Raw genomic sequence first — 21,658 nt, 5'->3', positions numbered from 1 at the left:
GGGGGACGAAGCCCCCGGACAACGTAAACCGACGCCATGAAGCACGCGGATGAGGGAGCCGTCCAGAGGCGAAGGCGAGGGGGCGGACGGCCCTCACTCCGGCGCTGGTCTCCGGGCGGCCCGTCGGGTTCTCCTGACGGCGAGGGCCTCTTCTCGGGCGAGGGCGGCGGCCTCCTCGGCGGCTTCGCGCTCGGCCTTGACGGCGCGTCCTTCCTCGCGGGCTTCGTCGCGTTCCATGAGCAGGCGGTGGATCTCCTCCATGCCCGTCGAGGCGCCCTGTTCGTTCAGCGACAGCGTCATGTAGGAGAGCGCCGTCTCGTATTGCGTTTCGGCGTGGCCGAGGATGCGCGCGAAATAGGGCGCCTTGGTCATGGGCGGGGCGAAGGCCTCCATGCAGGCCTCGGCGTAGAAGGCCCGCAGCGCCTTGAGCGTCAGGGAGGGATGCGGCGGCCAGCGCATGGCGATGGGCGGATATTCCCGCAGGAGCTTGTTGAAGGGCGGATTCACCGCCGAATTCAGTTTGGCCGGAGTCATCTCGGCCCAGCGGGCGCCTTCGCGGTCGGCGCGCAGCCGCGCGAAGGCGTCGAGGATCTGCGCGGCGGGCGCCAGGACCGGAATCACGTAGCTCCTGCCGAACATGGTGCCTTCGGCGCCGCGGGTCTTGGCCTGGCCCGAGAACTCCACCAGCCATTTCTGACGGACCCGCACGCCCGAGGGCAGGGCGGAGTCCACAGGCGCGAATCCGCCGAACTTCAGCACCTCGACGAAGCGTCGCCCCGTCAGGCCCATCAGCCCGAGGGCGAGGAAGCGCGGATCCTCCGACTCGAGCATGCGGGTCAGTTCGGCGACGATCTCGCGCCAGCCGGAGACCCGCGCGAGGCTGCGGTTGGAGTTGTCCACCGCGACGCGGTAATCCTCGTTCACGGCGGCGACCATCTCGCGCTCGATGCGGACCTCCTCGAAGACGACCTCCAGGATCTTCTGCGGGACTCCGGCCTCTTCGAGCGCCCGGCGCAGCGGAGCCCGGAAGCGCGAGGAATAGAGCTTCTGGGTGGCGGCGGTCTTGTTGCGGAACTGGTCGCGTTCGCGGCCCCAGCGCACGACCAGCTTGCGCCGCCAGTCCTTGACCGGCTTCGGAGTCAGCAGCTCCAGCACGTCGCGCTGGAAGGCCTCCACCGCCTCGGCCAGGGCGTAGCGGCGCAGAGGCGGCGGCGCGGCGGGGCGTCGGGCGATTCTGGGGACGGCTCGGGCGGCCTTGCGGGCCTTGCGTTCGCGCCAGGCCTTCTGCGCGGCGCTCTCGATGGTTTCGGCGCGCTCGGGCTCCGGAGTCGCGGACTTGCGGCGCGGGCGCTTCGGCGGGGGAGGCGCTTCGGGGTCGGACATGCGGCCTCACGCGGAAGGATCACGAGCTTGCGGAGCGGGCTCCGCCTGGGGCCGCAGCATATTGAACCTGGGAAAGCTTGTCGAATCCCGGCCCGCCCGGCCTCAGATCCAGCGCCGCACCCGCGCCAGATAGGCGGGCGCCTGATCGGGGAAGCGCGCCAGAAGCCGGGCCTCCTCCTCGCGGATGAAGCGCCGGTCGATCAGCGCCGCGAAGCCGAAGGGGACTGCGAGCGCGGGCGGCGCCCCGAGGATCAGGCCCCAGCCGAGCAGGATCAGGACCATCCCCAGATAGATCGGATTGCGGCTGAAGCCGAAGATTCCCGAAGTCAGCAGCTTGTCGGGATCGTTGCGGGGCATGATCGGCGTGGCGGCGAGCAGGAATTGCGGCGCCGCCAGAAAGATGGCGCCCGCCCCCAGGATCATGGCCAGCCAGCCCGGGAGGTCGGCGTCGAGGCGCCAGGGAGTCCAGAGGGCGATCAGCAGCATGAGCAGGCCGGAAAGCGTCATCCAGACGGGGGGAAGATCGAAACGCCGCAGCATGGCGGACTCCTTTGCGCGCCGAGGCCTCCAATGCGGAATCCGCATATGGAAAGTCTGGAGATTCAAGTCCCTGAGAGCGACGAAGCCTCCGCGCCGCGTCTTGCGGGCCTCAGCCTCCCGCGAATCCCCGGCGGGCCCTTCGCCCCCATGGACAGGATCCCGAACCCATGTTAGAGCGCAATCCGCCCGGCCGGAGAAGACCTCGCGGAGGATCTGACGCGAAAGCGCGGCGGGCGAAGCTCTGGAGCTGCGGCCGTTCCTCCCCATATGGGGCCGAGGCCGCTCCGGGCGCGTTCGACGGGCGTGGAGGGCCTGAAATGCGAATGGTCTTGCGAAAGGAGTCGCGACGAGCCGCACGCCGTCCCGCCTGACCTCTGGTTCTGGTCCCGCCGCTCTGGGAGCCCGCCCATGAACGCCTCCTCCGCCGCCTCGTCGCTTCCGGTCTCCTCCGCGTCCTCCGAAGCGCCTCTGCTCGACATCCGCCGCGAGACCCCCGAGGATCTCGCCGAAGTCGAATATCTCCTCGACACCTGCTTCGCGCCCGGACGCACGGCGCTGTCCTCCTATCGCCTGCGCGACGGGGTGGAGCCTCTGCGCGAGTTCTGCCTCGTGGCCCGCGACGAACAGCGGAGCCTCGTCTCCTGCATCCGCTACTGGCCGGTGCGGGTGGGCGAGGCGGGATCTGCGGCGCTGCTGCTGGGGCCGGTGGCCACCCATCCGACGCGTCAGGGCGAGGGGCTCGGGGCGATGCTGATCCTGCGCAGCCTGCGCATGGCCAGGGAAGCCGGATGGACCCGCGTCATCCTCGTGGGCGACGAACCCTACTATCGCAAGTTCGGATTCGCCCGCGAGACGGCGCTGAAGATCTCCTATCCGCCGCCGGTGAACCCTGCGCGGCTGCTGGCCAGAGAGCTGCAGCCCGGCGCCATGGCGGAGCTTTCGGGCATGGTCCGCAAATGGACTCCCGAAGCCCCCGCCTGAAGCCTTCTCCTCCCTTCTCCTTTCTCCTTCCGGATCCCTCCCCCCTCAGACGGCCCTTCGCGGGCCTTTTCATCGAGTCCGGATCATGCTCTCCGATCCCGCCCATCTGGCCGCCTTCTTCGCTCTGGCGGCGGCTTTCTGCTGGTCGATCTCTCCGCTGATCGCGGCGGGGGCCAATTCCTGGCTCGGGGGGATCGGCTTCTCGCGAATCCGCACGTATTGCGCCGTGGGGATTCTGGCCTTCATGTCGCTCTGGACCGGCGGCTGGAGCGCCCTCCAGGGCTGGCAGATCCGCGATCTGGCCCTGTCGGGGCTGATCGGGGTCTTCATCGGCGACACGCTGCTCTTCGCGAGCATGGCGATTCTCGGGCCGCGGCGCTCGGGGCTGCTCTTCTCGACCCACGCCGCCATGACCGCCGCCCTCGCCGGGATCTTCCTCGGCGAGCGGCTGACGGCGCCGGTCTGGGCGGGAATCGCTCTGGTGACGGGCGGCGTGATGCTCGCCACCTTCTACGGCAAGAGCCGCGACAACGCCCACGCCTGGGAGGCCAACGCCGGAGCCGTCGGCCTCGGAGTGATTCTGGGGCTGCTCTCGGCTCTGGGGCAGGCGGTGGGGGCGGCCGTCGTCAAGCCCGCCATGGACGCGGGCGCCGATCCCGTCGCGGGCTCGACGATCCGCATGGCGGCTTCGGCGGCCTGTCATCTGGCGGCCTTCCTGATCTGGCCGAAGTTCACGGCGCTGCGCAATCCGCTGACGCCGAAGATCTTCGTGCGGGTGCTGCTGGTGGCGCTGATCGCCATGTGCCTCGGCATGACCTTCTTCCTGGAGGCGCTGGCTCATGGCGAGGCCGGATGGGTCTCGGTGCTCTCGACCCTCTCGACCATCCTGATCCTGCCTTTGCTCTGGATCTTCTTCCGGAGGCCGCCGCCTTCCGGAGCCTGGGTCGGGGCGGGAATCGGCGCGGCGGGCACGGCGCTGATCCTCCTCAACGTGGGCGGATGATCTGGCGCCGTGATCGGGCGCGGCTTGTGGGCTTCGGGGACGGATGCTAGCCTCCGCCCGGTCGAGGCTGCGAAAGGCGGGGTCATGAAGCGGGCGGGTCTGGAAACGCAGAGGCCGGGAGGCCGCGCGTGAGCGCCTACGCCGCCCGCCTGCCCAAGGCGGACCTCCGCCTGCGCCTCGAAGGCGCGGTGGAGCCCGAACTCGCCGTGGCTCTGGCCGGGCGCCACGGGCTGTCTCCGGAGATCGAGACGGGCGCGCCCGTCGGCAGGGTCGCGGATTTCGCCCAGCGCATGAAGGCGCGGCTGGTCGGGCTGATCGAGGCCGGAGATTTCCACGCCGCCGCCGCCGCCGCTCTGGCGCGCGCCTTCGAGAGCCGCGTGCGTCATGTGGAGATGGCCCTGACGCCGCAACTGCATCTGGGTCGGGGGGTGGCCTTCGCGGCCATGCTGGAGGGAATCGCGGCGGCCTTCCGCGAGGCCCGCGCCCGCGGCCAGACGACCCGCCTGATCCTCGCCTTCCGGCGCGAGGATCCCGAGGAGGAGGCCTTCGACGTCCTGCGCCTCGCGGAGCCCCATCTCGCCGATTTCATCGGGATCGGGCTCACGGGGCCGGAGTTCGGACATCCGCCGCAGCATTTCGCCCGGCTCTTCGCCCGGGCCCGCGAGATGGGGCTCAAGCTCACCTGCGACGCCGGACAGGACGGACCGCCCGAATATGTGCGTCAGGCTGCGGTGGATCTCGACGTGGACCGCATCGACCATGGCGACGCCGCCGCCGAATTTCCGGCGCTCATGCGCGAGATCGTCGAGCGGCGGGAGACTCTGGTGTTGCGTCCTTCGGCGAATCTGGCTCTGGGGCTGCTGGATTCGGCGAGCGCGCATCCTCTGCGGACCCTGACCGGGGCGGGCGTGAGCGTGACCCTCGCCAGCGGAGACCCCGCCTGGTTCGGCGACCTCAACGCCAATTACGCGCTTCTCGCCGAGGAGCTGGCGCTCTCGAAATCCGAGATCCTCAAGCTCGTGCGGACGGGATTCGAAGCCGCCTTCCTGACCGCCGAAGAGCGCGAAGCCCATCTGGCCGCCCTGGCGGAGGCCGCCTGATCGCCCGAATCGACAAGGCCCGCCTCCGGGAAGAGGCGGGCCTTGTCGCAAGTCCGGCGGGAAAGGCTCACATGCCTTCGGGGCCGCGGGCGATGGCCGCGACGCCCGTGCGGGCCACGTCCACCAGCCCGAGGGGCCGCATCAGCTCGACGAAGGCGTCGATCTTGCCGGGATCGCCGGTGAGCTCGAAGACGAAGCTCTCCAGAGTGGTGTCCATGATCCGGCCGCGGAAGGCCTCGTTGAGCCGCAGGGCCTCGACGCGCTTCTCGCCCGTCGAGCGCACCTTGATCAGCGCCAGCTCGCGCTCGACCGAAGGTCCGGCCACGGTGATGTCCACGACCTTGTGCACCGGCACCAGCTTCGTGAGCAGCGCCTTGATCTGCTCGATCACCATCGGCGAGCCCGTGGTGACGATGGTGATCCGCGAGAGATGTTCGTTATGGTCCACCTCGGCGACGGTCAGGCTCTCGATGTTGTAGCCGCGTCCCGAAAACAGCCCGATGATCCGGGCCAGAACGCCCGATTCGTTGTCGACCAGAACCGCCATGGTGTGGCGCTCGATGGTCTCCGGCTTCTGCATCACGCTCATGGTCTCGCGCTCCCTCAAACCAGCATCGCGCCGGCGGCGTCGATGGCGCCTTCGGTTTCAGCCTCGCCCAGCAGCATCTCGTGATGCCCCTTGCCCGAGGGAATCATGGGGAAGCAGTTCTCGTGCTTCTCGACCATGCAGTCGAAGATCACCGGGCCGTCGTAGGCGAGCATCTCGGCGATGGCGCCGTCCAGCTCCTCGGGCTTCTCGGCGCGGATCCCCTTGCAGCCGAAGGCCTCGGCCAGCTTGACGAAATCGGGCAGGGCCTCCGAATAGCTGGAGGAATAGCGCTCGCCGTGCAGCAGCTGCTGCCACTGGCGCACCATGCCGAGCCGTTCGTTGTTCAGGATGAAGATCTTCACCGGCAGACGATACTGAACCGCCGTGCTCATCTCCTGCATGGTCATGAGGAAGCTGGCTTCGCCCGCGACGTCGATCACCAGAGACTTCGGGTGCGCCATCTGCACGCCGATGGCCGCCGGGACGCCGTAGCCCATGGTGCCGAGCCCGCCCGAGGTCATCCAGCGGTTGGGCTCCTCGAACTTCAGGAACTGGGCCGCCCACATCTGGTGCTGGCCGACTTCCGTGGTGATGTAGAAGTCCTTCTTCTCGATGGCCGCCTGAAGCCGCTGCAGGGCGTATTGCGGCTTGATGGTGGTTTCGGAAGGCGCGTAGCGGAAGCAGTCGATGGCGCGCCAGCCGGCGATCTGCTTCCACCAGTCCTTGACCGCGCCCTTCTGGATCTTCGAGCCGCCCGACTTCCAGATGCGGAGCATGTCCTCCAGCACCACGGCGCAATCGCCGATGATCCCGACGTCCGCGCGCACCGCCTTGTTGATCGAGGAGGGGTCGATGTCGACGTGGATCTTCTTCGAGCCCGGCGAGAAGGCGTCGAGGCGCCCGGTGATGCGGTCGTCGAAGCGGGCGCCGATGTTGATCATCACGTCGCAGCCGTGCATGGCGAGATTCGCCTCGTAGGAGCCGTGCATCCCGAGCATCCCGAGCCACTGCTTGTCCGAGGCGGGATAGGCCCCGAGGCCCATCAGCGTCGAGGTCACGGGAAAGCCCGTGGCTCTGGCGAATTCGCGCAGGAGCCGCGTGGCGTTGGGGCCGGAGTTGATCACCCCGCCGCCGGTGTAGAAGATCGGCCGCTCGGCCTTCTCGATCAGCTCGACGGCCTTCCTGATGTCCGAGAGGTCGCCGCGCGTCTGGGGATTGTAGCTCTTGCGCTTGGCCTCGCGGGCGGGGACGTAGACGCCCGGCGACATCTGCACGTTCTTGGGGATGTCCACCAGCACCGGGCCGGGACGCCCCGTGGTCGCCACCTGGAAGGCCTGATGCATGGCCTTGGCCAGGTCGTTGGCGTCCTTCACCAGCCAGTTGTGCTTGGTGCAGGGGCGCGTGATGCCCACCGTGTCGGCTTCCTGGAAGGCGTCGGTGCCGATGAGGAAGGTCCCCACCTGGCCCGAGATGCAGATGATCGGGATCGAATCCATCAGGGCGTCCTGGAGGCCGGTGACGGCGTTGGTCGCGCCGGGGCCCGAGGTCACCAGCAGCACGCCCGGCTTGCCCGTGGAGCGCGCGTAGCCTTCGGCGGCGTGCGCCGCGCCCTGCTCGTGGCGGACGAGGACATGCTTGATGTGGTTCTGCTTGAAGATCTCGTCGTAGATCGGCAGGACCGCGCCGCCCGGATAGCCGAAGATCACCTCGACTCCCTGATCCTTCAGGGCTTTCAGCACGATCTCCGCGCCGGTCATGGTCTGCGACATGATTGCTTCCTCAAACTTCCTCGACATCGCCGCCGTCTCGCCGCCTGAAGCTCCGGGGGGCGGAGCGCGGCGATCCGGAAATGAAAAAGGGGCCCTCGAAGGCCCCCCCTGACAGCGCGCCCTGCGCCGACGGATCATTCCGCCGCGCTCAGACGCGCCCCGTAACGACAAGAACGCCGCGCATGATGCACATCGGCCGGACTCCCTTGACCCCGTCTGCGCTGCGCCGGAGGCTCCTCCGGGATCATCGCGCGGGAATGGGGGGCAAATTAATCAGGCTCCGAGGGCGCGTCAAGACGCGAATCGCGGATCATGGAGGAAAATAGCGGGAAACGGCGTCATCCGCGCAATAATCTTGCTCGGAAAGCTTCAGCCAGTCGCGGGCGCGATTGCGGAACCACGTATCCTGGCGCTTCGCGTAACGGCGGGTGTTGACCACGGCCTTCTCGCGCGCCTCCTCGAAGCTCATCCGGCCTTGCAGATAAGCCGTCAGCTCCGGCGCGCCATGGGCCTGGAGTCCGGGGATCTGCGGCGGCAAGCCGCGCGCGAGAACCTTGCGGGCTTCTTCGAGGGCGCCTTCCGCCAGCATCTGGTCGAACCTGACCGCGATGCGCGGCAGGAGCCAGTCCCGGTCCGGCGTCAGCGCGACCGCCCGGCAGGCCGACAAGGGGAGAATCGGCGGCGGAGTCTCGCGCGCCCATTGCGCGAGTCCCTGGCCGGTGCCTTTCAGCACCTCCCAGGCCCTTTGCACGCGGCGGGGATTGGCGCGGTCCAGAACCTCCAGAGTCGCTTCGTCCAGTTCGGCGAGGAGTCCGGCGGTTCCCTCGCGGGCGATGCGTTCGGCGGTCTCGGCGCGCAGCTCGGGGGGAATCGGCGGAATCTCCGCGAGGCCTCTGGTCAGGGCCTCGAAGTAAAGCCCCGTGCCCCCGACGAAGACCGGACGCCAGCCCTTCGCCGCGCAAAGCTCCAGAGCCTCCCGCGCCTCGCGCAGCCAGTCGCCGACGCTGTAGGGCAGGGCGGCGTCCCGATGCCCGTAAAGCAGATGCGGGACGCGGGCGGCCTCCGCCTCCGAAGGCCGCGCCGAGAGCAGACGCCAGTCGGCGTAGACCTGCATGGAATCGGCGTTGATCGAGGCGCCGCCATCCCGCTCGGCCAGGGCCAGGGCCAGAGCCGATTTCCCCGAGGCGGTCGGGCCGCCGATCAGGATCGGCGGGGCCTTGCGGAAGGCGTCGGAGAGGGAATCGGTCATGCGGGACTTCCGGAGAGCTGGAGTCGAAAGCGCCGCGCTCCGGCGGAGGCGGCGCTTCCGGCGATTCGGCGCGCAGAGCCCGGAGCCTCCCCCGATCCGGCGGGATGGGTCGAAGGCTCCGGCTTCCTGCGGGGCGGCGGCTGAGCCCGAGAAGGCTCTAGCGCGGATCGACCGGCGAGACGTCCTCGTCGTCGGGCGCTTCCTCCGCAGGGAGGGCGGGCTCGTCTTCGGGGGCGGGGGCGGCCTCTCCGGCGGGCTCCTCCCCGGGGGCCTCGGGCGCGACGCCCTCGCGCAGATCCTGCTTCAGCGGCTGGAGGATCTCGTCGAGGTCGATCCAGTCCTCTTCCGCGCCGTTGGTCGGGGCGTCGAGGTCGATGACGCCCTCGCCTTCGTCTTCGCCCGAGGCGGCGGCCTGCAGGGCCTCCCGGGCGGCGGCGACGGCGGTCTGAGCCTCGTCCAGCGCGCCGAGGGCGCGGTCTAGGTCCGCGAGGGCCCGGGCCACGGAGCCCGTTCCGCCGCCTGCGCCGTCCGGGGTCTCCGTCTCGGCGTCCCAGAGATGCTGGAGCTCCTCGGCGACGACGCCGGTGTGATCCTCCTCGCCGTCCGTGAAGGCGCCGTAGACCACGAGGAAGGCGTTGTAGACGTCGCCGGAGACCACCGGGCACATGATGAGCACGTCGTTGTCGCCGGGCTGCAGGTCGTAGCCGTATTTGGTCCAGCTGTCCTGTTCGACGCTATGGCCGCCGTTGGCTTCGAGATAGGCGTTGAGGACGCGGTCGGCGCGCTCCATGCAGATTTCGCGCGTGGCGGTCTCGCCCAGATCCATCACCATCCAGCCCTCCGCGAGGGACGGACCTGCAAGCGCCGTGGCGCAGACCGTCGTCAGGGCGGCCCCGATGCGTTTCATGGGCTTCTCCTCCTTCCGCCCGACGCTGCGTCGGGCTTCTTCAGCGGGATCATGCCCATGGCGAGGGCGGGCCGCAAGCCCGGCTCTCGTCCGGGCGCCCGTTCTTGAGGTCAGCCCTGAAGGCTCCTCATGCGGAGCGCCCGGAAGCCCCGAGTCTCAGAGGGGGGCGTTGTCCCACTGCTCCTTGAGCCGCTCGGCGATGGTGTCGGTGAAATCCTCCTGCGAGTCCTCGAAGGCGCCGTAGACGGTCAGGAAGGCGTTGAACTTGCCGCCGTTGACCACCGGGCACATGACGAGCACGTCGTTGTCGCCGGGCTTGAGGTCGTAGCCGTAGACGGTCCAGCTGTCCTTCTCGACGCTGTGGCCGCCGAAGGAGGAGATATAGCCGTTCAGCACGCTCTCGGCGCGGCTCATGCAGACCTCGCGCGTGGCGGTCTCGCCCAGGTCCATCACCACCCAGCCCTCGGCGGCGGCGGGCGGGATCAGACTCGCCGTCAACAGGGCGACAAGGATTCCGACGCGGTTCATGGGGCTTCTCCTCTTCAATCCGGACAACACGCAAGGCGGATCCAAGGATTCTCCAGAAGAGTCATGAACGCAATATGGAAGAAATCGTGAGTCTCCGGCGGAATCTCGCCGAATGAGGAGAGGAGGCGCGCCCTTCCCGCGCGGAAGGACGCCTCTCGGGATCTTGCGCGCTTTCGGCCTCGCCTCAGCCCGTCGCGCCGGGCGTCCTCGCGAGGCTCGCCACGGGCGCCGGGCCCGGGGTCTCGCCCGCGCAGAGCGAACGGCCGCGCACGGCGTCGGCGGTCTCCAGCTCCAGATTTTCGCTGAAGGCGGAGCCGGTGAAGGCCACGGCGTTCAGGGTCGGGCTGATGGCGGCGTAACGCAGGCGCAGGACCTCCGCGCCGGAGAGGTCGCGGGCGAAGATCCCCTCGTCGGCGATCCGGAGATCGGCGAAGGGCGCTCCGGGGCCGCGCCAGCAGCGCGCCGCATGGCGCGAGACGGCCTCGCCGACTTCCTGAAGGCTCAGGTTGGGAAAGACGGCGAGCTTGGCCTCGGCGCCGAGCTGGTCGAGCGGCGTGGCTTTGGCTGAGACGATGGGCGCGGCGGCGGGCGGCGGGCGCAGACGCGAATCCGTCACGGCCGGAGAGGGCGCGAGCCCCGCAGGCGGACGCGTGGAGGCGCATCCCGCCGCCGTCAGGGCCGCCAGCGCGACGAGGACGGGCTTGAAGCGGCTCATGCGGCCTCCTGCGTCAGGGCCTCGAACATGGGCAGGCCGTCGACGCCGCCGAGCAGCGCCTCGATGGCGCGTTCCGGATGGGGCATCATGCCGAGCACGCGGCGATTCTCCGAGAGGATCCCGGCGATGCGGCGCTCGGAGCCGTTGACCTCCTCGGCGTAGCGGAAGGCGACGCGGTTCCCGCCCTCCAGCCGGTCGAGGGTTTCGGCGTCGGCGACGTAGCGGCCGTCGTGATGGGCGATGGGCAGACGGATCCGCGCCCCCGCCTCGTAGCCGCGTCCGAAGGGGCTCTGGGTCTCCTCGGCGATCAGCTCCACCGACTTGCAGAGGAAATCCAGGCCCGCATTGCGCATCAGGGCGCCGGGGAGCAATCCGGCTTCGGTCAGCACCTGGAAGCCGTTGCAGACGCCCAGCACCAGCCCGCCGCGCGCCGCGAACTCCGCCGTCGCCCGCATGGCCGGAGACCGCGCCGCGATGGCGCCGCTGCGCAGATAGTCGCCGAAGGAGAAGCCGCCCGGAACGGCCACCAGATCCAGACCCGCAGGCAGATCCGCATCCTTGTGCCAGACCATCTCGGGCTTGCGCCCCGTGACGCGCTCCAGAGCCGCCGCCATGTCGCGGTCGCAGTTGGAGCCGGGGAAGACCAGAACCGCGCTTTTCATGCGCTCGCCTCCATTGGGGGCCTGATGGGGCCCTGATCGTCCGGCGCCTCGCCGCGAGGGGCGAGGAGGCGCCGGATTCCTGTCCGGCCTCCGTTCAGCCGAGGATCTCGACGCGCCAGGTCTCGACGACCGTGTTCGCCAGAAGCTGACGGCACATGGCGTCGACCTGGGCGCGGGCGGCCTCGGGATCGGTCTCGTCGAGGTCCAGATCCAGCACCTTGCCCTGACGCACGCTCCTCACGCCCTCGAAGCCGAGAGTCCCGAGGGCGTGGGCCACCGCCGCGCCCTGCGGATCGAGAACGCCCGACTTCAGGCTCACATGCACGCGCGCTTTCATGCTCAGGTCTCCTCGGGATCTTCCTTGCCGCGGAGCGCGGCGGGGGGATCTTCCTTGCCGCGATTCACGGCGGGCGGGTCTTCCTTGCGGCGCGAGGCCGCGGGCTTGGCCCTTTCGGGCGTCGAACCGGCGGAGCGCTTCGCCCCTTCCGCTCTCAAGCGGCGCCGGTTCGCAAGTTCGCTTCAATGAACGAGCTTGGGCCCGCCTTCGTCCTCTCCGGCGGCGACGTTCTCGGGCATCACGCCGAGCCGCCGCGCGACCTCCGCATAGGCCTCGACCAGATCGCCGAGATTCTCGCGGAAGACGTCCTTGTCGAGCTTGCGCCCGGTCTTGACGTCCCAGAGCCGCATGGAGTCGGGGCTGATCTCGTCGGCGAGCAGGACCACCTGATTGTCGCCGTCCCAGATGTGGCCGAACTCGATCTTGAAATCGACCAGCTTCAGCCCGACGCCCATGAAGAGGCCGCTCAGGAAGTCGTTGACCCGCAGCGCCATGGAGATCATGTCGTCCATGTCCTGCTGGTCGGCCCAGTTGAAGGCGGCGATGTGCTCTTCGCTGACCATCGGGTCGCCGAGCTTGTCGTCCTTGTAGTAGAATTCGACGATGGGCCGGGGCAGGGCCTCGCCCTGGGTCAGGCCGAGCTTCTTGACCAGGCTGCCCGCCGCCACGTTGCGGACCACCACCTCGAGCGGGATGATCTCCACGGCCCGGATGAGCTGCTCGCGCATGTTGATGCGGCGGATGAAATGCGTCCGGATGCCGATGGCGTTGAGCTGCGTCATCAGGAATTCGGAGATGCGGTTGTTCAGAACGCCCTTGCCGTCGATGATGGCGTGCTTCTGCTTGTTGAAGGCTGTCGCGTCATCCTTGAAATACTGGACCAGCGTTCCCGGCTCCGGCCCTTCGTAGAGATTCTTGGCCTTGCCTTCGTAAACGAGACGCCGACGGCTCATGGAAGCCTCCGTGAGGGCGGCTCGACCGCGGTGCGGGAGCCGCAAAGAAGGGAGGGAGCCGCCGGAGATTCCGACGGCTCGCCTTTCGCGCTGTATATGGGGAGCGGCGGCGTCCCGCAAGCGCGGCGCAGGGGCGCAGGGAGTCCGGAGAGGGGGCCGGGGGCGCCTTCAGAGCGCGAGGCGCATCAGGACGTCGTCGTAAAACCGCCCCTCCACGGCGTGGGCCTCCGGGATCAGGCCGATCTGCGCGAAGCCGAGCCGGGCGTAAAGCGCGCGGGCGGCGGCGTTCTCCGTCATGACGTCGAGATGGACGGCGCGCAGGCCCGGAAGGCTCCGGGCGTGATCGAGCGCGGCCTCGACCAGTCCCGAGGCCAGACCCCGCCCGCGCTGGTCAGGCGTCAGATAGATATGGACGAGCACCGCGAGATGGCTGCGTCTGGGGCTGGATTCCCGCCAGATCCCGCTCAGACCGACCAGACGATCCTCCGCGAAGGCGCCGAAGAGCGCCAGATCTCCCGCAGGCTCCAGCCGCGCCCGCCAGAATTCGGGCGGGCGGGCGCTTTCCTCCTCGAAGCTTGCGCCGAAATTCGCAGGCTCCTCGCGCAGGGCGCGCAGCCGCAGGGCTTGATAGGCTTCGAGATCCTCGGGCGTCAGGCGACGGATGAACATGAAGAAGCTCCGGATTCGCGCTCCCCTGGGGGCGAGGCCGGAGATTCTGCGCGGATTCCCTGCGGAGTCGAGGAGGGAGAGTCAGAATTCCTCCTGAATCCCCTTGGGCGCCTCGGCCTCGGCGCGCAGACCGCTGCGCCAGGCCAGAACCGCCAGAACCGGAGTCGCCAGCGACAGCAGGATCAGCGTCGGCCAGAGCCCGATCCGCGAGACGAAAAGCCAGTCCATGGCCGCGTCGAAACGCTGGAGGAATTCCGGAGACGAGGGGAACAGAGCATAACCGAACTGGGCGCCCGTCTGGGCGATCAGGAAAATCATGAGCGATGCGGCCGCAAGCGCCCTGCTGATGGGATTCATGGCGGTCTCCGGGAATGTCGGGGGGTGATCCTCGGCCTTCAGCATGCACCGGATTTACGAAGGAAATCTCTCCATCCGGCGAGGGATGGACGAAAAAAGCGCGGAGTTCGCGCTTTCTTGATCTTTATCGGCGGGCGCGGAGGCGACGCGCCCGCAAGCGCGTCGCGCAAGGCGCGTCAGCCGAGAGGTTCGAGCTCGGGTTCGGGGCGCAGAAGGCCCTTTTCGACCGCCAGCTCCTTCATCCGCGCCTGGAGCTTCTCGAAGGCCCGCACCTCTATCTGGCGGATCCGCTCGCGCGAGACGCCGTAGACTTCGGCGAGCTGTTCGAGGGTGGCCGGATCGTCCTGGAGGCGGCGCTCGGTCAGGATGCGCTGCTCGCGTTCGGTCAGGCCGCTCATGGCCGCCGCGAGGATCTCGCGACGGGCGTCCATCTCCTCGCGTTCGGCGTAGTCTCCGGCCTGATCGGCGTTTTCGTCGGTCAGCCAGTCCTGCCATTCGGAGGTCGCGTCGCCGTCGGACTTCACCGGCGCGTTCAGCGACTGGTCGCCGCCGCCCTGCAGGCGGCGGTTCATGGCCACCACCTCGTCCGCGGGCACGTTGAGCTTGGTGGCGATCTGCGCGACGGCGTCGGGATGCAGATCCCCGTCCTCGAGCGCGTTGATCTGCGACTTGGCGCGGCGCAGGTTGAAGAACAGCTTCTTCTGGGCGGCGGTGGTGCCCATCTTCACCAGCGACCAGGATCTGAGGATGTATTCCTGAATGGCGGCCCGGATCCACCACATGGCGTAGGTGGCCAGACGGAAGCCGCGCTCCGGATCGAAGCGCTTGACCGCCTGCATCAGGCCCACGTTGGCTTCCGAGATCACTTCGGAGACCGGCAGGCCGTAGCCGCGATAGCCCATCGCGATCTTCGCCGCGAGGCGCAGATGCGAAGTCACCATCTTGTGGGCCGCCTCGCGGTCTCCGCGATCGGCCCATGATTTGGCGAGAAGGTATTCCTCCTCGGGCTGGAGCATTGGAAATTTCCGGATCTCGCTCAGATAGCGGCTCAAACCGCTGTCCGAAGACAGGGCCGGCAGATTGCCATAGCTCATGGAGTCGCTCCTGTTGATAACCCTTGGCGCGACCTGGAATCGCCGCGCCCCCACCCGATCCATCATGGAAAGAATCTGGTCAAGACTGTGACCGGAGCCTTAAGATTTCTCCATGAATCCGCGCAAGGCCGTGAGCAGCGCCCCGAAGGCGGGGGGCGGCGGCGCGCAAAAGGTCAGCATAGCCCCAGTTTCCGGATGCGGGAAACCCAGACGCCCCGCATGCAGCGCCTGGCCTCCCAGTCCCGCGATGGCCGCGCGCAGCGATTCGGGCGCGCCTTCCGGAATCGGACGGGCCCGGCCGTAGACCGGATCTCCGATCAGGGGATTGCCCAGATGCGCCATGTGCGCGCGGATCTGATGGGTGCGGCCTGTCTCCAGACGGCAGCGGACGAGGGAGGCGAAGACCATGTCGCCTTCTTCGTCGGGCGGAGAAAAGCGCTCCTGGATCCGGATCCGCGTGACGGCCCGCCGCGCCGCGCCGCCTGTCTCGGGCTTGACCACCGCCATGCGCTTGCGGTCGGCGGGGTGGCGGCCGAGGAGCGTCTCCAGCCGCAGCACGCCGCCCGTCTCGAAGCTCACGCCGTCGAGGCCGCGGATGCGTCCGCTGGCGCTGGAGGGCGCTCCCCAGCAGACCGCGTCATAGATCCTTTCGAGGTCATGGGCCGCGAATCGGGCCGCGAGGGCCTGATGGGCGGCGTCGGTCTTGGCGACCACCAGCACGCCGCTGGTGTCCTTGTCGATGCGATGGACGATTCCGGGGCGGATCTCGCCGCCGATTCCCGAAAGGCTCGCGCCGCAATGATGCAGCAGCGCGTTGACCAGCGTGCCGTCGGGAGTCCCCGGCGCCGGATGCACCGCCATGCCCACCGGCTTGTCGACCACCACGATCGAGGCGTCTTCGTAGAGGATGGAGAGCGGGATCTCCTGCGGCTGGGGCCGCGCCGGAGCCGGAGCCGGAGGCGACACGCGCCAGATTTCGCCGGCTTTGACCTTGCGGGAAAGCTCCGTTAGCTTCGCGCCCGATCCGCCCGGCCCGGCCGGTGTCAGGCGCTCGACGGCGCCTTGCGCCGCCAGGGCCTGAAGCCGCGAGCGGCTGAGCGCCAGATCGGGCGCCGCCTGCGCGAGGGCTTCGGCCAGAGCGCGGTCGGCCCGCAGGCCCTCGGCTTCGGGCGGCAGGGTCACGGTCAGGGGCGCGGGCGCGTTCGGGATCGGCTGGGAGGGCGTCGCGCCCTCATCTTCGCCCGGATCCTCTTCAAGGTCGGAGTTCATGCGCGAGACGGAAGCCGAAAATCCCTCCGAAGTCGAGGAATATCCCGAGGCCCCGCAATTCCGTCGTCTGCGGCGGCTGGTGAGCCTGCTGCTCCTGACGCTGATCGTGGCCACCATGGCGATCACGCTGGCGCTGGTCTCGAAGCTGATGAACTTCGGCGCGACGCCTGCGGGCGGGGGCGGAGGAGCCGCGTCGGCGGCGCCGGGGCTGCGTCTGGCGCCGGGCGAGCGCATCGAGGCGGTGGGCTTCGAGGGGACGCGGGCCCTCGTGGCGGTGGAGGGGCCGGAGGGCGCGCGACGCCTCGTGCTGCTGGAGATTCCGCCGGGCGGAGAAATTCTCGTCGAGCCGCCGCAGAATCGGGATTGACCGCCTGTCGCAAGACCTTTAAGAAGCCTCCCACGCCTGCAAGGGCGGTCCGCGCCGCGTCCCCATCGTCTAGTGGCCTAGGACACCAGCCTCTCACGTTGGGAACAGGGGTTCGAGTCCCCTTGGGGACGCCACGCGCGTCACGAAAAAGCCTCTCCGCAAGGAGGGGCTTTTCGCGTTTCCGGCCCTCGGCGCAAGGCGGCGGATCGCTCCGCCGCCCGCATGAGAGGATCAATCCTCTTCCTGGAAAACCTCCTCGCGGCGCTTGCGGATCGAGGGCAGCAGCACCGCCGCCAGCACCAGGACCGTCAGGACCAGCAGGACGGCGCTGATCGGCCGGTTGACGAAGGTCATGGGATCGCCGCGCGAGATCAGCATGGCGCGGCGGAGGTTCTCCTCCATCATCGGCCCGAGCACGAAGCCCAGCAGCAAGGGCGCGGGCTCGCATTTCAGCTTGAGCATGACATAGCCCACCAGGCCGAAGGCGCAGATCGAATAGAGGTCGAAGGCGTTGCCGTTGACGCTGTAGACGCCCACCGAACAGAAGGTCATGATGATCGGGAAGAGGATGTAGTAAGGCACCGTCAGCATCTTCACCCACAGCCCGATCAGCGGCAGATTGAGCAGCAGAAGCAGAAGGTTGCCGATCCACATCGAGGCGATCAGGCCCCAGAAGAGGTCGGGCTTCTCCGCCGCGACGCCCGGTCCGGGCGTGATGCCCTGGATGATCATCGCGCCGATCATCAGCGCCATCACCGGATTGGCCGGAATGCCGAGGGTCAGCAGAGGGATGAAGCTGGTCTGGGCGCCCGCGTTGTTGGCCGATTCGGGCCCCGCCACGCCCTCGATGGCGCCCTTGCCGAACTCCTCCGGATGCTTCGAGATGCGCTTCTCGACCGTATAGGCCGCGAAGCTGGCGAGAATCGCGCCGCCGCCCGGCAGGATGCCCAGAAGCGAGCCGATGCCCGTGCCGCGCAGCACCGGACCGGCCATGCGGCGGAAGTCCTCCTTGCTCGGCCAGAGGTTCGAGACCTTGGTCTGGAGCACCGTGCGCGTCTTCTCGTCTTCGAGATTGCGCAGGATCTCGGCCACGCCGAAGACGCCCACCGCCAGAGCCACGAAGCTCAGGCCGTCGGCGAATTCGCGGACTCCGAAGATGAAGCGCTCGCCGCCCGTGAAGACGTCGGTGCCCACCAGCCCCAGCAGAAGCCCCAGCACCACCATCGCCAGAGCCTTGAGAATCGAGCCGTGGGCCAGCGCGATGGAGGCCACCAGCCCCAGCAGCATCAGCGAGAAATATTCCGCCGGGCCGAACTTCAGCGCCACCGTGGTCAGGGGCGGCGCGAAGATCGCCACCAGCAGCGTCGAGACGCAGCCCGCGAAGAAGCTGCCCAGCGCCGCCGTGGCGAGCGCCGTTCCGGCGCGGCCCTTGCGGGCCATCTGGTAGCCGTCGATGGCCGTGACCGCCGAAGAGGATTCGCCCGGCAGGTTGATCAGGATCGCCGTGGTCGAGCCGCCGTATTGCGCGCCGTAATAGATGCCCGCCAGCATGATCAGCGCCGAGGTCGGGCCGAGCTGGAAGGTCAGCGGCAGCAGCATGGCGATGGTGGCCGTCACGCCGAGGCCGGGCAGAACCCCGACCAGCGTGCCCAGAAGCACTCCCGCCAGACAGAAGAGCAGATTCTCCGGCGTGGCCGCCGTCTGGAACCCGAGGATCAGATTGTCGAAGACGTTCATGGGATCAGCCTCCCGTCGCGGGCGGGGGAGGGGGAGGAGCCGAGGCGAAAAGCCCCTTCGCCCAGGCCATGGCCGGCGAGAGATCCGGAGCCAGCCCGGCGATGGGCTTCGGAATCCAGGGGCCGAGCCGCGGATAGGGCAGCCCCAGCCCGTAGCTGAAGGCCGCCATGGAGAAGAGCGTCACGCAGAGCGCGAGGATCAGCGCCTTGAGCGGCGTCATCTTCACCGAAGCGAAGCTGGCGATCAGCGTGCAGAGGAACACCGAGGGCGCGAAGCCCAGTCCCCGCACCGTCATCCCGAAGACCAGCGGCGCCGTCAGGATCAGCGCCATGCCCCGCTAGGCGAGCGCCCCGACCGGCTCGCCCTGACGGCGCGTCGAGGCGAGGATGATGATCAGCCCGAGCAGAAGCAGAACGCCCGAAAGCAGCAGCGGAAAATAGCCCGGCCCCATGCGGCGCGCCGTGCCCAGGTCGAGGTCGAACCAGGAGGTCAGGCCGAAGATCAGCCCGAAGGCGACGAACATCAGGCCCGCCAGCAGGTCCGTCAGGTCGAATTTCAAGGATTTCATGCGCGCAGGGGCTCCCCCTCCCAGAGCGTCTCCAGGAGAAGCGGCTCCGCTTCTCCGGCCGGGAAACGCGTCAGATCAAGAACCGGGATCCTCCCGCCCTTCCGGGAAGGGCGCGGAGGATCCGGACAGGCGAAGGCCCGGCGTCCCGAAGGAGGCCGGGCGCGGATCCTCGCCGCGGATCAGTCGGCGTACTGGCCCGCCGCCTCGATGATCGGCTTCCAGATCGCCACCTCGGCCTCCAGCTTGGCCTTGAGCGCCTCGGGCGTGGCCTCCTCGGCGGTGGAGGGGACCGTCCCCAGCTCCGCGAAGCGCGAGACCACGTTCGGATCGGCCAGCGCCTTCCGGAGCGATTCCGAAAGCCGGAGGTTGATCTCGTCGGGAGTCCCGGCGGGGGTGTAGACCCCGTGCCAGATGCCCACCTGGAAGCCGGGCAGCTGCTCGTCCATGGCGGGCAGGTCGGGGAAGAGCGCCAGCCGCTCCGGCGAGGTCACGGCGTAGGCCTTGATCGTGCCGCCCTGGATCTGGGTGGTGGTGTTGGTGGTCTGGTCGCACATGAAGTCGACCTGTCCGCCGATGAGGTCGGTCATGGCCGGGCCGGTGCCCTTGTAGGGGATGGTCTGGATCGGGGTCTCCAGCGCGCTGAGCAGCATCATCCCGCAGAGATGCGAGGCCGCGCCGATGCCGGCGTTGGCCATGTTGACGTCCTCGGCGTTCTCCTTGAGGTAGGAGATCAGCCCGCCGAGATCCGAGGGCGGAAAGTCCTTGCGCGCCACGATGGTCATGGGCACGTCGGTCACGAGGCCGACGTAGCCGAAGGCCTCCAGCGTCTTGTAGGGCAGCTTGCGGTAGAGCGTGTCGCTGGTGGCCATGCCGATGTGATGGAGCAGCAGCGTGTAGCCGTCGGGCGCCGAGGCCGCCAGACGCGCCGCGCCCAGAGTGCCTCCCGCGCCGCCGACGTTCTCGACGATGATGGTCTGTCCGAGATCGCGGGTCATGGATTCGGCCACGAGCCGCGCGACGGTGTCGGTGGGGCCGCCCGCCGAGAAGGGCACGATCATGGTGATCTGGCGGGTCGGATACTGCTGGGCCGAGGCGGAGCCCATGGAGAAGGCGAGCGCCAGAGCGGCGGCTCCGCCTTGAGCGAAGACGGTGAAACGCACGAGGATTCCTCCCAGAACATGGTTTCTTCGGAGCTCTCCGGGCTTTTCCGGCCCCTTCGCCCCGGTTGGCCTCCAGAAAACCTCATCCGGGGGCCTGGCGCAATGGTTCAGTGAACGCTTCATGAATTCCGGAGGAGGTTCCCCGATCCTCAGGAGGCGGCGACCCGCGTGAAGACCCCGAACTCCGCCAGCCCGTCGAGCATGAACTGCACCGCCAGAGCCCCGAGAATCACCCCGAGGATCCGCGTCAGCAGGTTGACCGCCGTCAGGCTGATGTGCCGCGCCAGAGAGCTCGAAAGCAGCAGGAAGATCATCGTCAGGGCCATGGCCGTCGCCAGGGCGGCCAGCACCACGGCCCGCGCGCCCCAGTCCTCGCCGGAGCGGTTCATGAGCAGGATCACCGTGGCGATGGCGCCGGGGCCCGCCAGAAGCGGCAGCGCCAGAGGAAAGATCGACGGATCGCTCTCCTGCGGATGATCCGATTCATGGGCGTGCATGGCGGTGTTGGAGCGCCTCTGGCTGCGCTTCTCGAAGAGCATCTCGATGGCGATGAGCAGCAGCATCAGCCCCCCCGAGACCCGGAAGGCCGGAAGCCCGATGCCGAAGAGCTGGAGGATCTCGGCGCCCGCCAGCGCGAAGACCACCAGAATCCCGGTCGCGGTGATCACCGCCCGCACGGCGATGCGCCGCCGCTGGAGGGAATCCAGCCCGGGAGTCAGGGCGATGAAGATCGGCACGATGGCGATGGGGTCGACCAGCACCAGCAGCGTCACGAGGGTGGGGAGGAAGGCTTCCAGCATGAGGCTCGGCTCCGGTCGTCTGAGGGGCCCGGTGAAGGGCCGGGGGGCGGGAGACCGGCGGCCGCGGGACGAAAGGCCGCAGGAGGTCGGAGCGGAGCCGGGAGGATCCCCCTTTCTCCCTTGCCGGAAGGGAGAATGCAATTCCTCCTGCGTCCGGGCTCCCGAGCGCGCGGCGCGCTTCGGCTTTCTCGCGCGGGACCTCTTGCGGAGCGGGGCGGGATTCGCTAGAACCCGGCTTCGCGAGCGGCGCGGGTGTAGCTCAATGGTAGAGCAGCAGCCTTCCAAGCTGAATACGAGGGTTCGATTCCCTTCACCCGCTCCATCTCTCCCCGGGAATCCCGAGGAGGCGCTTGCTTTGCGGCCTCCGGGCCGCTATCTAGACGCCACGCGCCGGAGGGGTATAGCTCAGCTGGTAGAGCGCCGGTCTCCAAAACCGAAGGTCGCGGGTTCGATCCCTGCTGCCCCTGCCACCGCGCGTATGGGCTCTCGAGGCCCGAGAGGCGCCGGGTCGTCTCCCGGCCGCAGGAGGGGCCCCCTCCGCAGCAGGATTCGGACAGCCCATGGCCAGAACTTCCCCCGTCCAGTTCATCAACCAGGTCCGCGCCGAGGCCGCCAGAGTCACCTGGCCCACCCGCCGCGAGACGATCACGGCCACCATCTCCGTGATCATCATGGCCGTTCTGGCGGCGATCTTCTTCGTGCTGGTCGACCAGATCGTGAGCCTGTTCATCCGCTCCGTCCTGAGCCTCGGCGGCTGAAGACCCCCGCCGGAGGCTCCGGCGCTTTGGCGCCGCGTCGATTTTCCGCGTCAAGGGCTCTTGCCTTCGCGGGGAAGGGCCGATAAAAGGCCGCATTCTCCGTCGCCCTTCACCCGGCGGCGGGATCGTCGTTTTTCTCCGATTTCGCAGACGGCGCCGCGAG

General features: G+C 68.6%; 25 protein-coding genes and 3 tRNA genes. 8 read left to right on the top strand and 20 right to left on the bottom strand.

The genetic code is table 11. The features are described 5' to 3' along the window. Positions 1-93: 93 nt before the first annotated feature. Together PHN62_RS00455 and PHN62_RS00450 are read right to left on the bottom strand one after the other, a co-directional pair. Positions 94-1,383 carry a protelomerase family protein gene (locus PHN62_RS00455; RefSeq protein WP_300144728.1) on the bottom strand — a complete coding sequence of 430 codons (1,290 nt, stop codon included), beginning with the start codon at positions 1,381-1,383 and terminating at the stop codon, positions 94-96. Positions 1,384-1,485: 102 nt separating this feature from the next. Beyond that, positions 1,486-1,923, bottom strand: a complete 438-nt coding sequence (locus PHN62_RS00450; protein WP_300144726.1) for an isoprenylcysteine carboxylmethyltransferase family protein — start codon at positions 1,921-1,923, stop codon at positions 1,486-1,488. A 408-nt stretch (positions 1,924-2,331) separates the two neighbouring features. On the opposite strand from PHN62_RS00450, the gene PHN62_RS00445 reads away from it, so the two are divergent. From PHN62_RS00445 to PHN62_RS00435, 3 genes are all read left to right on the top strand, one after another. Beyond that, complete coding sequence (locus PHN62_RS00445) at positions 2,332-2,904, top strand: GNAT family N-acetyltransferase (protein ID WP_300144723.1); 573 nt, start codon at positions 2,332-2,334, stop codon at positions 2,902-2,904. A gap of 85 nt (positions 2,905-2,989) precedes the next feature. Continuing rightward, positions 2,990-3,907, top strand: a complete 918-nt coding sequence (locus PHN62_RS00440) for a DMT family transporter (protein ID WP_300144720.1) — start codon at positions 2,990-2,992, stop codon at positions 3,905-3,907. 128 nt (positions 3,908-4,035) lie between these two features. Continuing rightward, on the top strand, positions 4,036-5,007 hold the full coding sequence (locus PHN62_RS00435) for a hypothetical protein (protein WP_300144717.1): 972 nt from the start codon (positions 4,036-4,038) through the stop codon (positions 5,005-5,007). Between the two features lie 67 nt (positions 5,008-5,074). Here the strand turns inward: PHN62_RS00435 and ilvN are convergent, their stop codons facing one another. The 13 genes from ilvN to PHN62_RS00370 form a co-directional block, all read right to left on the bottom strand. After that, the gene (ilvN, locus tag PHN62_RS00430) at positions 5,075-5,596 is read right to left on the bottom strand and encodes an acetolactate synthase small subunit (RefSeq protein WP_300144715.1); all 522 of its coding nucleotides are present in this window, start codon (positions 5,594-5,596) and stop codon (positions 5,075-5,077) included. A gap of 14 nt (positions 5,597-5,610) precedes the next feature. Next, positions 5,611-7,365: an acetolactate synthase 3 large subunit gene (locus tag PHN62_RS00425; RefSeq protein ID WP_300144712.1), complete on the bottom strand. Its 1,755-nt coding sequence runs from the start codon at positions 7,363-7,365 to the stop codon at positions 5,611-5,613. A gap of 310 nt (positions 7,366-7,675) precedes the next feature. Beyond that, complete coding sequence (gene miaA, locus PHN62_RS00420) at positions 7,676-8,614, bottom strand: tRNA (adenosine(37)-N6)-dimethylallyltransferase MiaA (RefSeq protein ID WP_300144710.1); 939 nt, start codon at positions 8,612-8,614, stop codon at positions 7,676-7,678. A gap of 157 nt (positions 8,615-8,771) precedes the next feature. Beyond that, the gene (locus PHN62_RS00415; RefSeq protein ID WP_300144707.1) at positions 8,772-9,521 is read right to left on the bottom strand and encodes a hypothetical protein; all 750 of its coding nucleotides are present in this window, start codon (positions 9,519-9,521) and stop codon (positions 8,772-8,774) included. Between the two features lie 156 nt (positions 9,522-9,677). Then, positions 9,678-10,049 carry a hypothetical protein gene (locus tag PHN62_RS00410; RefSeq protein ID WP_300144704.1) on the bottom strand — a complete coding sequence of 124 codons (372 nt, stop codon included), beginning with the start codon at positions 10,047-10,049 and terminating at the stop codon, positions 9,678-9,680. Positions 10,050-10,233: 184 nt separating this feature from the next. Continuing rightward, positions 10,234-10,764 carry a hypothetical protein gene (locus PHN62_RS00405; protein ID WP_300144701.1) on the bottom strand — a complete coding sequence of 177 codons (531 nt, stop codon included), beginning with the start codon at positions 10,762-10,764 and terminating at the stop codon, positions 10,234-10,236. After that, positions 10,761-11,426, bottom strand: a complete 666-nt coding sequence (gene purQ / locus PHN62_RS00400; protein ID WP_300144698.1) for a phosphoribosylformylglycinamidine synthase subunit PurQ — start codon at positions 11,424-11,426, stop codon at positions 10,761-10,763. The genes PHN62_RS00405 and purQ overlap by 4 nt, the downstream gene beginning before the upstream one ends. A gap of 94 nt (positions 11,427-11,520) precedes the next feature. After that, positions 11,521-11,763: a phosphoribosylformylglycinamidine synthase subunit PurS gene (purS, locus tag PHN62_RS00395; protein ID WP_300144696.1), complete on the bottom strand. Its 243-nt coding sequence runs from the start codon at positions 11,761-11,763 to the stop codon at positions 11,521-11,523. A 182-nt stretch (positions 11,764-11,945) separates the two neighbouring features. Continuing rightward, positions 11,946-12,716 (bottom strand): phosphoribosylaminoimidazolesuccinocarboxamide synthase, encoded by a 771-nt coding sequence (gene purC / locus PHN62_RS00390; protein ID WP_300144694.1) that lies wholly within the window; start codon positions 12,714-12,716, stop codon positions 11,946-11,948. A 168-nt stretch (positions 12,717-12,884) separates the two neighbouring features. After that, positions 12,885-13,385 (bottom strand): GNAT family protein, encoded by a 501-nt coding sequence (locus tag PHN62_RS00385; protein ID WP_300144691.1) that lies wholly within the window; start codon positions 13,383-13,385, stop codon positions 12,885-12,887. 81 nt (positions 13,386-13,466) lie between these two features. After that, positions 13,467-13,742, bottom strand: a complete 276-nt coding sequence (locus PHN62_RS00380; RefSeq protein WP_300144688.1) for a hypothetical protein — start codon at positions 13,740-13,742, stop codon at positions 13,467-13,469. Positions 13,743-13,918: 176 nt separating this feature from the next. Further along, the gene (gene rpoH, locus PHN62_RS00375; protein ID WP_300144685.1) at positions 13,919-14,836 is read right to left on the bottom strand and encodes an RNA polymerase sigma factor RpoH; all 918 of its coding nucleotides are present in this window, start codon (positions 14,834-14,836) and stop codon (positions 13,919-13,921) included. A gap of 99 nt (positions 14,837-14,935) precedes the next feature. Next, positions 14,936-16,105: an RluA family pseudouridine synthase gene (locus tag PHN62_RS00370; RefSeq protein ID WP_300144682.1), complete on the bottom strand. Its 1,170-nt coding sequence runs from the start codon at positions 16,103-16,105 to the stop codon at positions 14,936-14,938. On the opposite strand from PHN62_RS00370, the gene PHN62_RS00365 reads away from it, so the two are divergent. Both PHN62_RS00365 and PHN62_RS00360 read left to right on the top strand, forming a co-directional pair. Next, entirely contained in the window at positions 16,104-16,472 is a 369-nt protein-coding gene (locus PHN62_RS00365) for a hypothetical protein (protein WP_300144679.1), read from the top strand. The genes PHN62_RS00370 and PHN62_RS00365 overlap by 2 nt on opposite strands. A gap of 58 nt (positions 16,473-16,530) precedes the next feature. Next, positions 16,531-16,606: transfer RNA gene (locus PHN62_RS00360), tRNA-Glu, on the top strand. A 97-nt stretch (positions 16,607-16,703) separates the two neighbouring features. On the opposite strand, the gene PHN62_RS00355 is transcribed toward PHN62_RS00360, so the two are convergent. The 5 genes from PHN62_RS00355 to PHN62_RS00335 all read right to left on the bottom strand — a co-directional run bounded on the left by PHN62_RS00355 (position 16,704) and on the right by PHN62_RS00335 (position 20,737). Further along, complete coding sequence (locus PHN62_RS00355) at positions 16,704-18,209, bottom strand: tripartite tricarboxylate transporter permease (RefSeq protein ID WP_300144677.1); 1,506 nt, start codon at positions 18,207-18,209, stop codon at positions 16,704-16,706. A 4-nt stretch (positions 18,210-18,213) separates the two neighbouring features. Further along, positions 18,214-18,540, bottom strand: coding sequence for a hypothetical protein (locus PHN62_RS00350; RefSeq protein WP_300144674.1), 327 nt, complete (start codon positions 18,538-18,540; stop codon positions 18,214-18,216). Positions 18,541-18,546: 6 nt separating this feature from the next. Next, entirely contained in the window at positions 18,547-18,777 is a 231-nt protein-coding gene (locus PHN62_RS00345; protein WP_300144671.1) for a tripartite tricarboxylate transporter TctB family protein, read from the bottom strand. A 179-nt stretch (positions 18,778-18,956) separates the two neighbouring features. Further along, complete coding sequence (locus PHN62_RS00340; protein WP_300144668.1) at positions 18,957-19,937, bottom strand: tripartite tricarboxylate transporter substrate-binding protein; 981 nt, start codon at positions 19,935-19,937, stop codon at positions 18,957-18,959. 149 nt (positions 19,938-20,086) lie between these two features. Further along, positions 20,087-20,737: a MarC family protein gene (locus PHN62_RS00335; protein ID WP_300144665.1), complete on the bottom strand. Its 651-nt coding sequence runs from the start codon at positions 20,735-20,737 to the stop codon at positions 20,087-20,089. A 248-nt stretch (positions 20,738-20,985) separates the two neighbouring features. Between PHN62_RS00335 and PHN62_RS00330 the strand changes: the two genes are divergently transcribed. The 3 genes from PHN62_RS00330 (at position 20,986) to secE (ending at position 21,495) form a co-directional block, all read left to right on the top strand. Next, positions 20,986-21,059, top strand: a tRNA-Gly gene (locus PHN62_RS00330). 72 nt (positions 21,060-21,131) lie between these two features. Further along, positions 21,132-21,207: transfer RNA gene (locus tag PHN62_RS00325), tRNA-Trp, on the top strand. Positions 21,208-21,297: 90 nt separating this feature from the next. Continuing rightward, positions 21,298-21,495 carry a preprotein translocase subunit SecE gene (gene secE / locus PHN62_RS00320; protein WP_300144662.1) on the top strand — a complete coding sequence of 66 codons (198 nt, stop codon included), beginning with the start codon at positions 21,298-21,300 and terminating at the stop codon, positions 21,493-21,495. Positions 21,496-21,658 lie beyond the last annotated feature (163 nt).

Source organism: Neomegalonema sp., assembly GCF_028688855.1.
In the GTDB taxonomy this organism is placed as follows: Bacteria; Pseudomonadota; Alphaproteobacteria; order Rhodobacterales; family Rhodobacteraceae; genus Neomegalonema.
The sequence above is the reverse complement of the archived record's forward strand: the minus strand, read 5'-3'. Positions and strand labels throughout refer to the sequence as shown.

Excerpts from the sequence above, each read along its gene's own strand:
- PHN62_RS00455 (WP_300144728.1), bottom strand. The coding sequence starts at position 1,383 with ATGTCCGACCCCGAAGCGCCTCCCCCGCCGAAGCGCCCGCGCCGCAAG.
- PHN62_RS00450 (WP_300144726.1), bottom strand. The coding sequence starts at position 1,923 with ATGCTGCGGCGTTTCGATCTTCCCCCCGTCTGGATGACGCTTTCCGGC.
- PHN62_RS00445 (WP_300144723.1), top strand. The coding sequence starts at position 2,332 with ATGAACGCCTCCTCCGCCGCCTCGTCGCTTCCGGTCTCCTCCGCGTCC.
- PHN62_RS00440 (WP_300144720.1), top strand. The coding sequence starts at position 2,990 with ATGCTCTCCGATCCCGCCCATCTGGCCGCCTTCTTCGCTCTGGCGGCG.
- ilvN (WP_300144715.1), bottom strand. The coding sequence starts at position 5,596 with ATGAGCGTGATGCAGAAGCCGGAGACCATCGAGCGCCACACCATGGCG.
- PHN62_RS00425 (WP_300144712.1), bottom strand. The coding sequence starts at position 7,365 with ATGTCGCAGACCATGACCGGCGCGGAGATCGTGCTGAAAGCCCTGAAG.
- miaA (WP_300144710.1), bottom strand. The coding sequence starts at position 8,614 with ATGACCGATTCCCTCTCCGACGCCTTCCGCAAGGCCCCGCCGATCCTG.
- PHN62_RS00415 (WP_300144707.1), bottom strand. The coding sequence starts at position 9,521 with ATGAAACGCATCGGGGCCGCCCTGACGACGGTCTGCGCCACGGCGCTT.
- PHN62_RS00410 (WP_300144704.1), bottom strand. The coding sequence starts at position 10,049 with ATGAACCGCGTCGGAATCCTTGTCGCCCTGTTGACGGCGAGTCTGATC.
- PHN62_RS00405 (WP_300144701.1), bottom strand. The coding sequence starts at position 10,764 with ATGAGCCGCTTCAAGCCCGTCCTCGTCGCGCTGGCGGCCCTGACGGCG.
- purQ (WP_300144698.1), bottom strand. The coding sequence starts at position 11,426 with ATGAAAAGCGCGGTTCTGGTCTTCCCCGGCTCCAACTGCGACCGCGAC.
- purS (WP_300144696.1), bottom strand. The coding sequence starts at position 11,763 with ATGAAAGCGCGCGTGCATGTGAGCCTGAAGTCGGGCGTTCTCGATCCG.
- purC (WP_300144694.1), bottom strand. The coding sequence starts at position 12,716 with ATGAGCCGTCGGCGTCTCGTTTACGAAGGCAAGGCCAAGAATCTCTAC.
- PHN62_RS00385 (WP_300144691.1), bottom strand. The coding sequence starts at position 13,385 with ATGTTCATCCGTCGCCTGACGCCCGAGGATCTCGAAGCCTATCAAGCC.
- PHN62_RS00380 (WP_300144688.1), bottom strand. The coding sequence starts at position 13,742 with ATGAATCCCATCAGCAGGGCGCTTGCGGCCGCATCGCTCATGATTTTC.
- rpoH (WP_300144685.1), bottom strand. The coding sequence starts at position 14,836 with ATGAGCTATGGCAATCTGCCGGCCCTGTCTTCGGACAGCGGTTTGAGC.
- PHN62_RS00365 (WP_300144679.1), top strand. The coding sequence starts at position 16,104 with ATGCGCGAGACGGAAGCCGAAAATCCCTCCGAAGTCGAGGAATATCCC.
- PHN62_RS00370 (WP_300144682.1), bottom strand. The coding sequence starts at position 16,105 with ATGAACTCCGACCTTGAAGAGGATCCGGGCGAAGATGAGGGCGCGACG.
- PHN62_RS00355 (WP_300144677.1), bottom strand. The coding sequence starts at position 18,209 with ATGAACGTCTTCGACAATCTGATCCTCGGGTTCCAGACGGCGGCCACG.
- PHN62_RS00350 (WP_300144674.1), bottom strand. The coding sequence starts at position 18,540 with ATGGCGCTGATCCTGACGGCGCCGCTGGTCTTCGGGATGACGGTGCGG.
- PHN62_RS00345 (WP_300144671.1), bottom strand. The coding sequence starts at position 18,777 with ATGAAATCCTTGAAATTCGACCTGACGGACCTGCTGGCGGGCCTGATG.
- PHN62_RS00335 (WP_300144665.1), bottom strand. The coding sequence starts at position 20,737 with ATGCTGGAAGCCTTCCTCCCCACCCTCGTGACGCTGCTGGTGCTGGTC.
- secE (WP_300144662.1), top strand. The coding sequence starts at position 21,298 with ATGGCCAGAACTTCCCCCGTCCAGTTCATCAACCAGGTCCGCGCCGAG.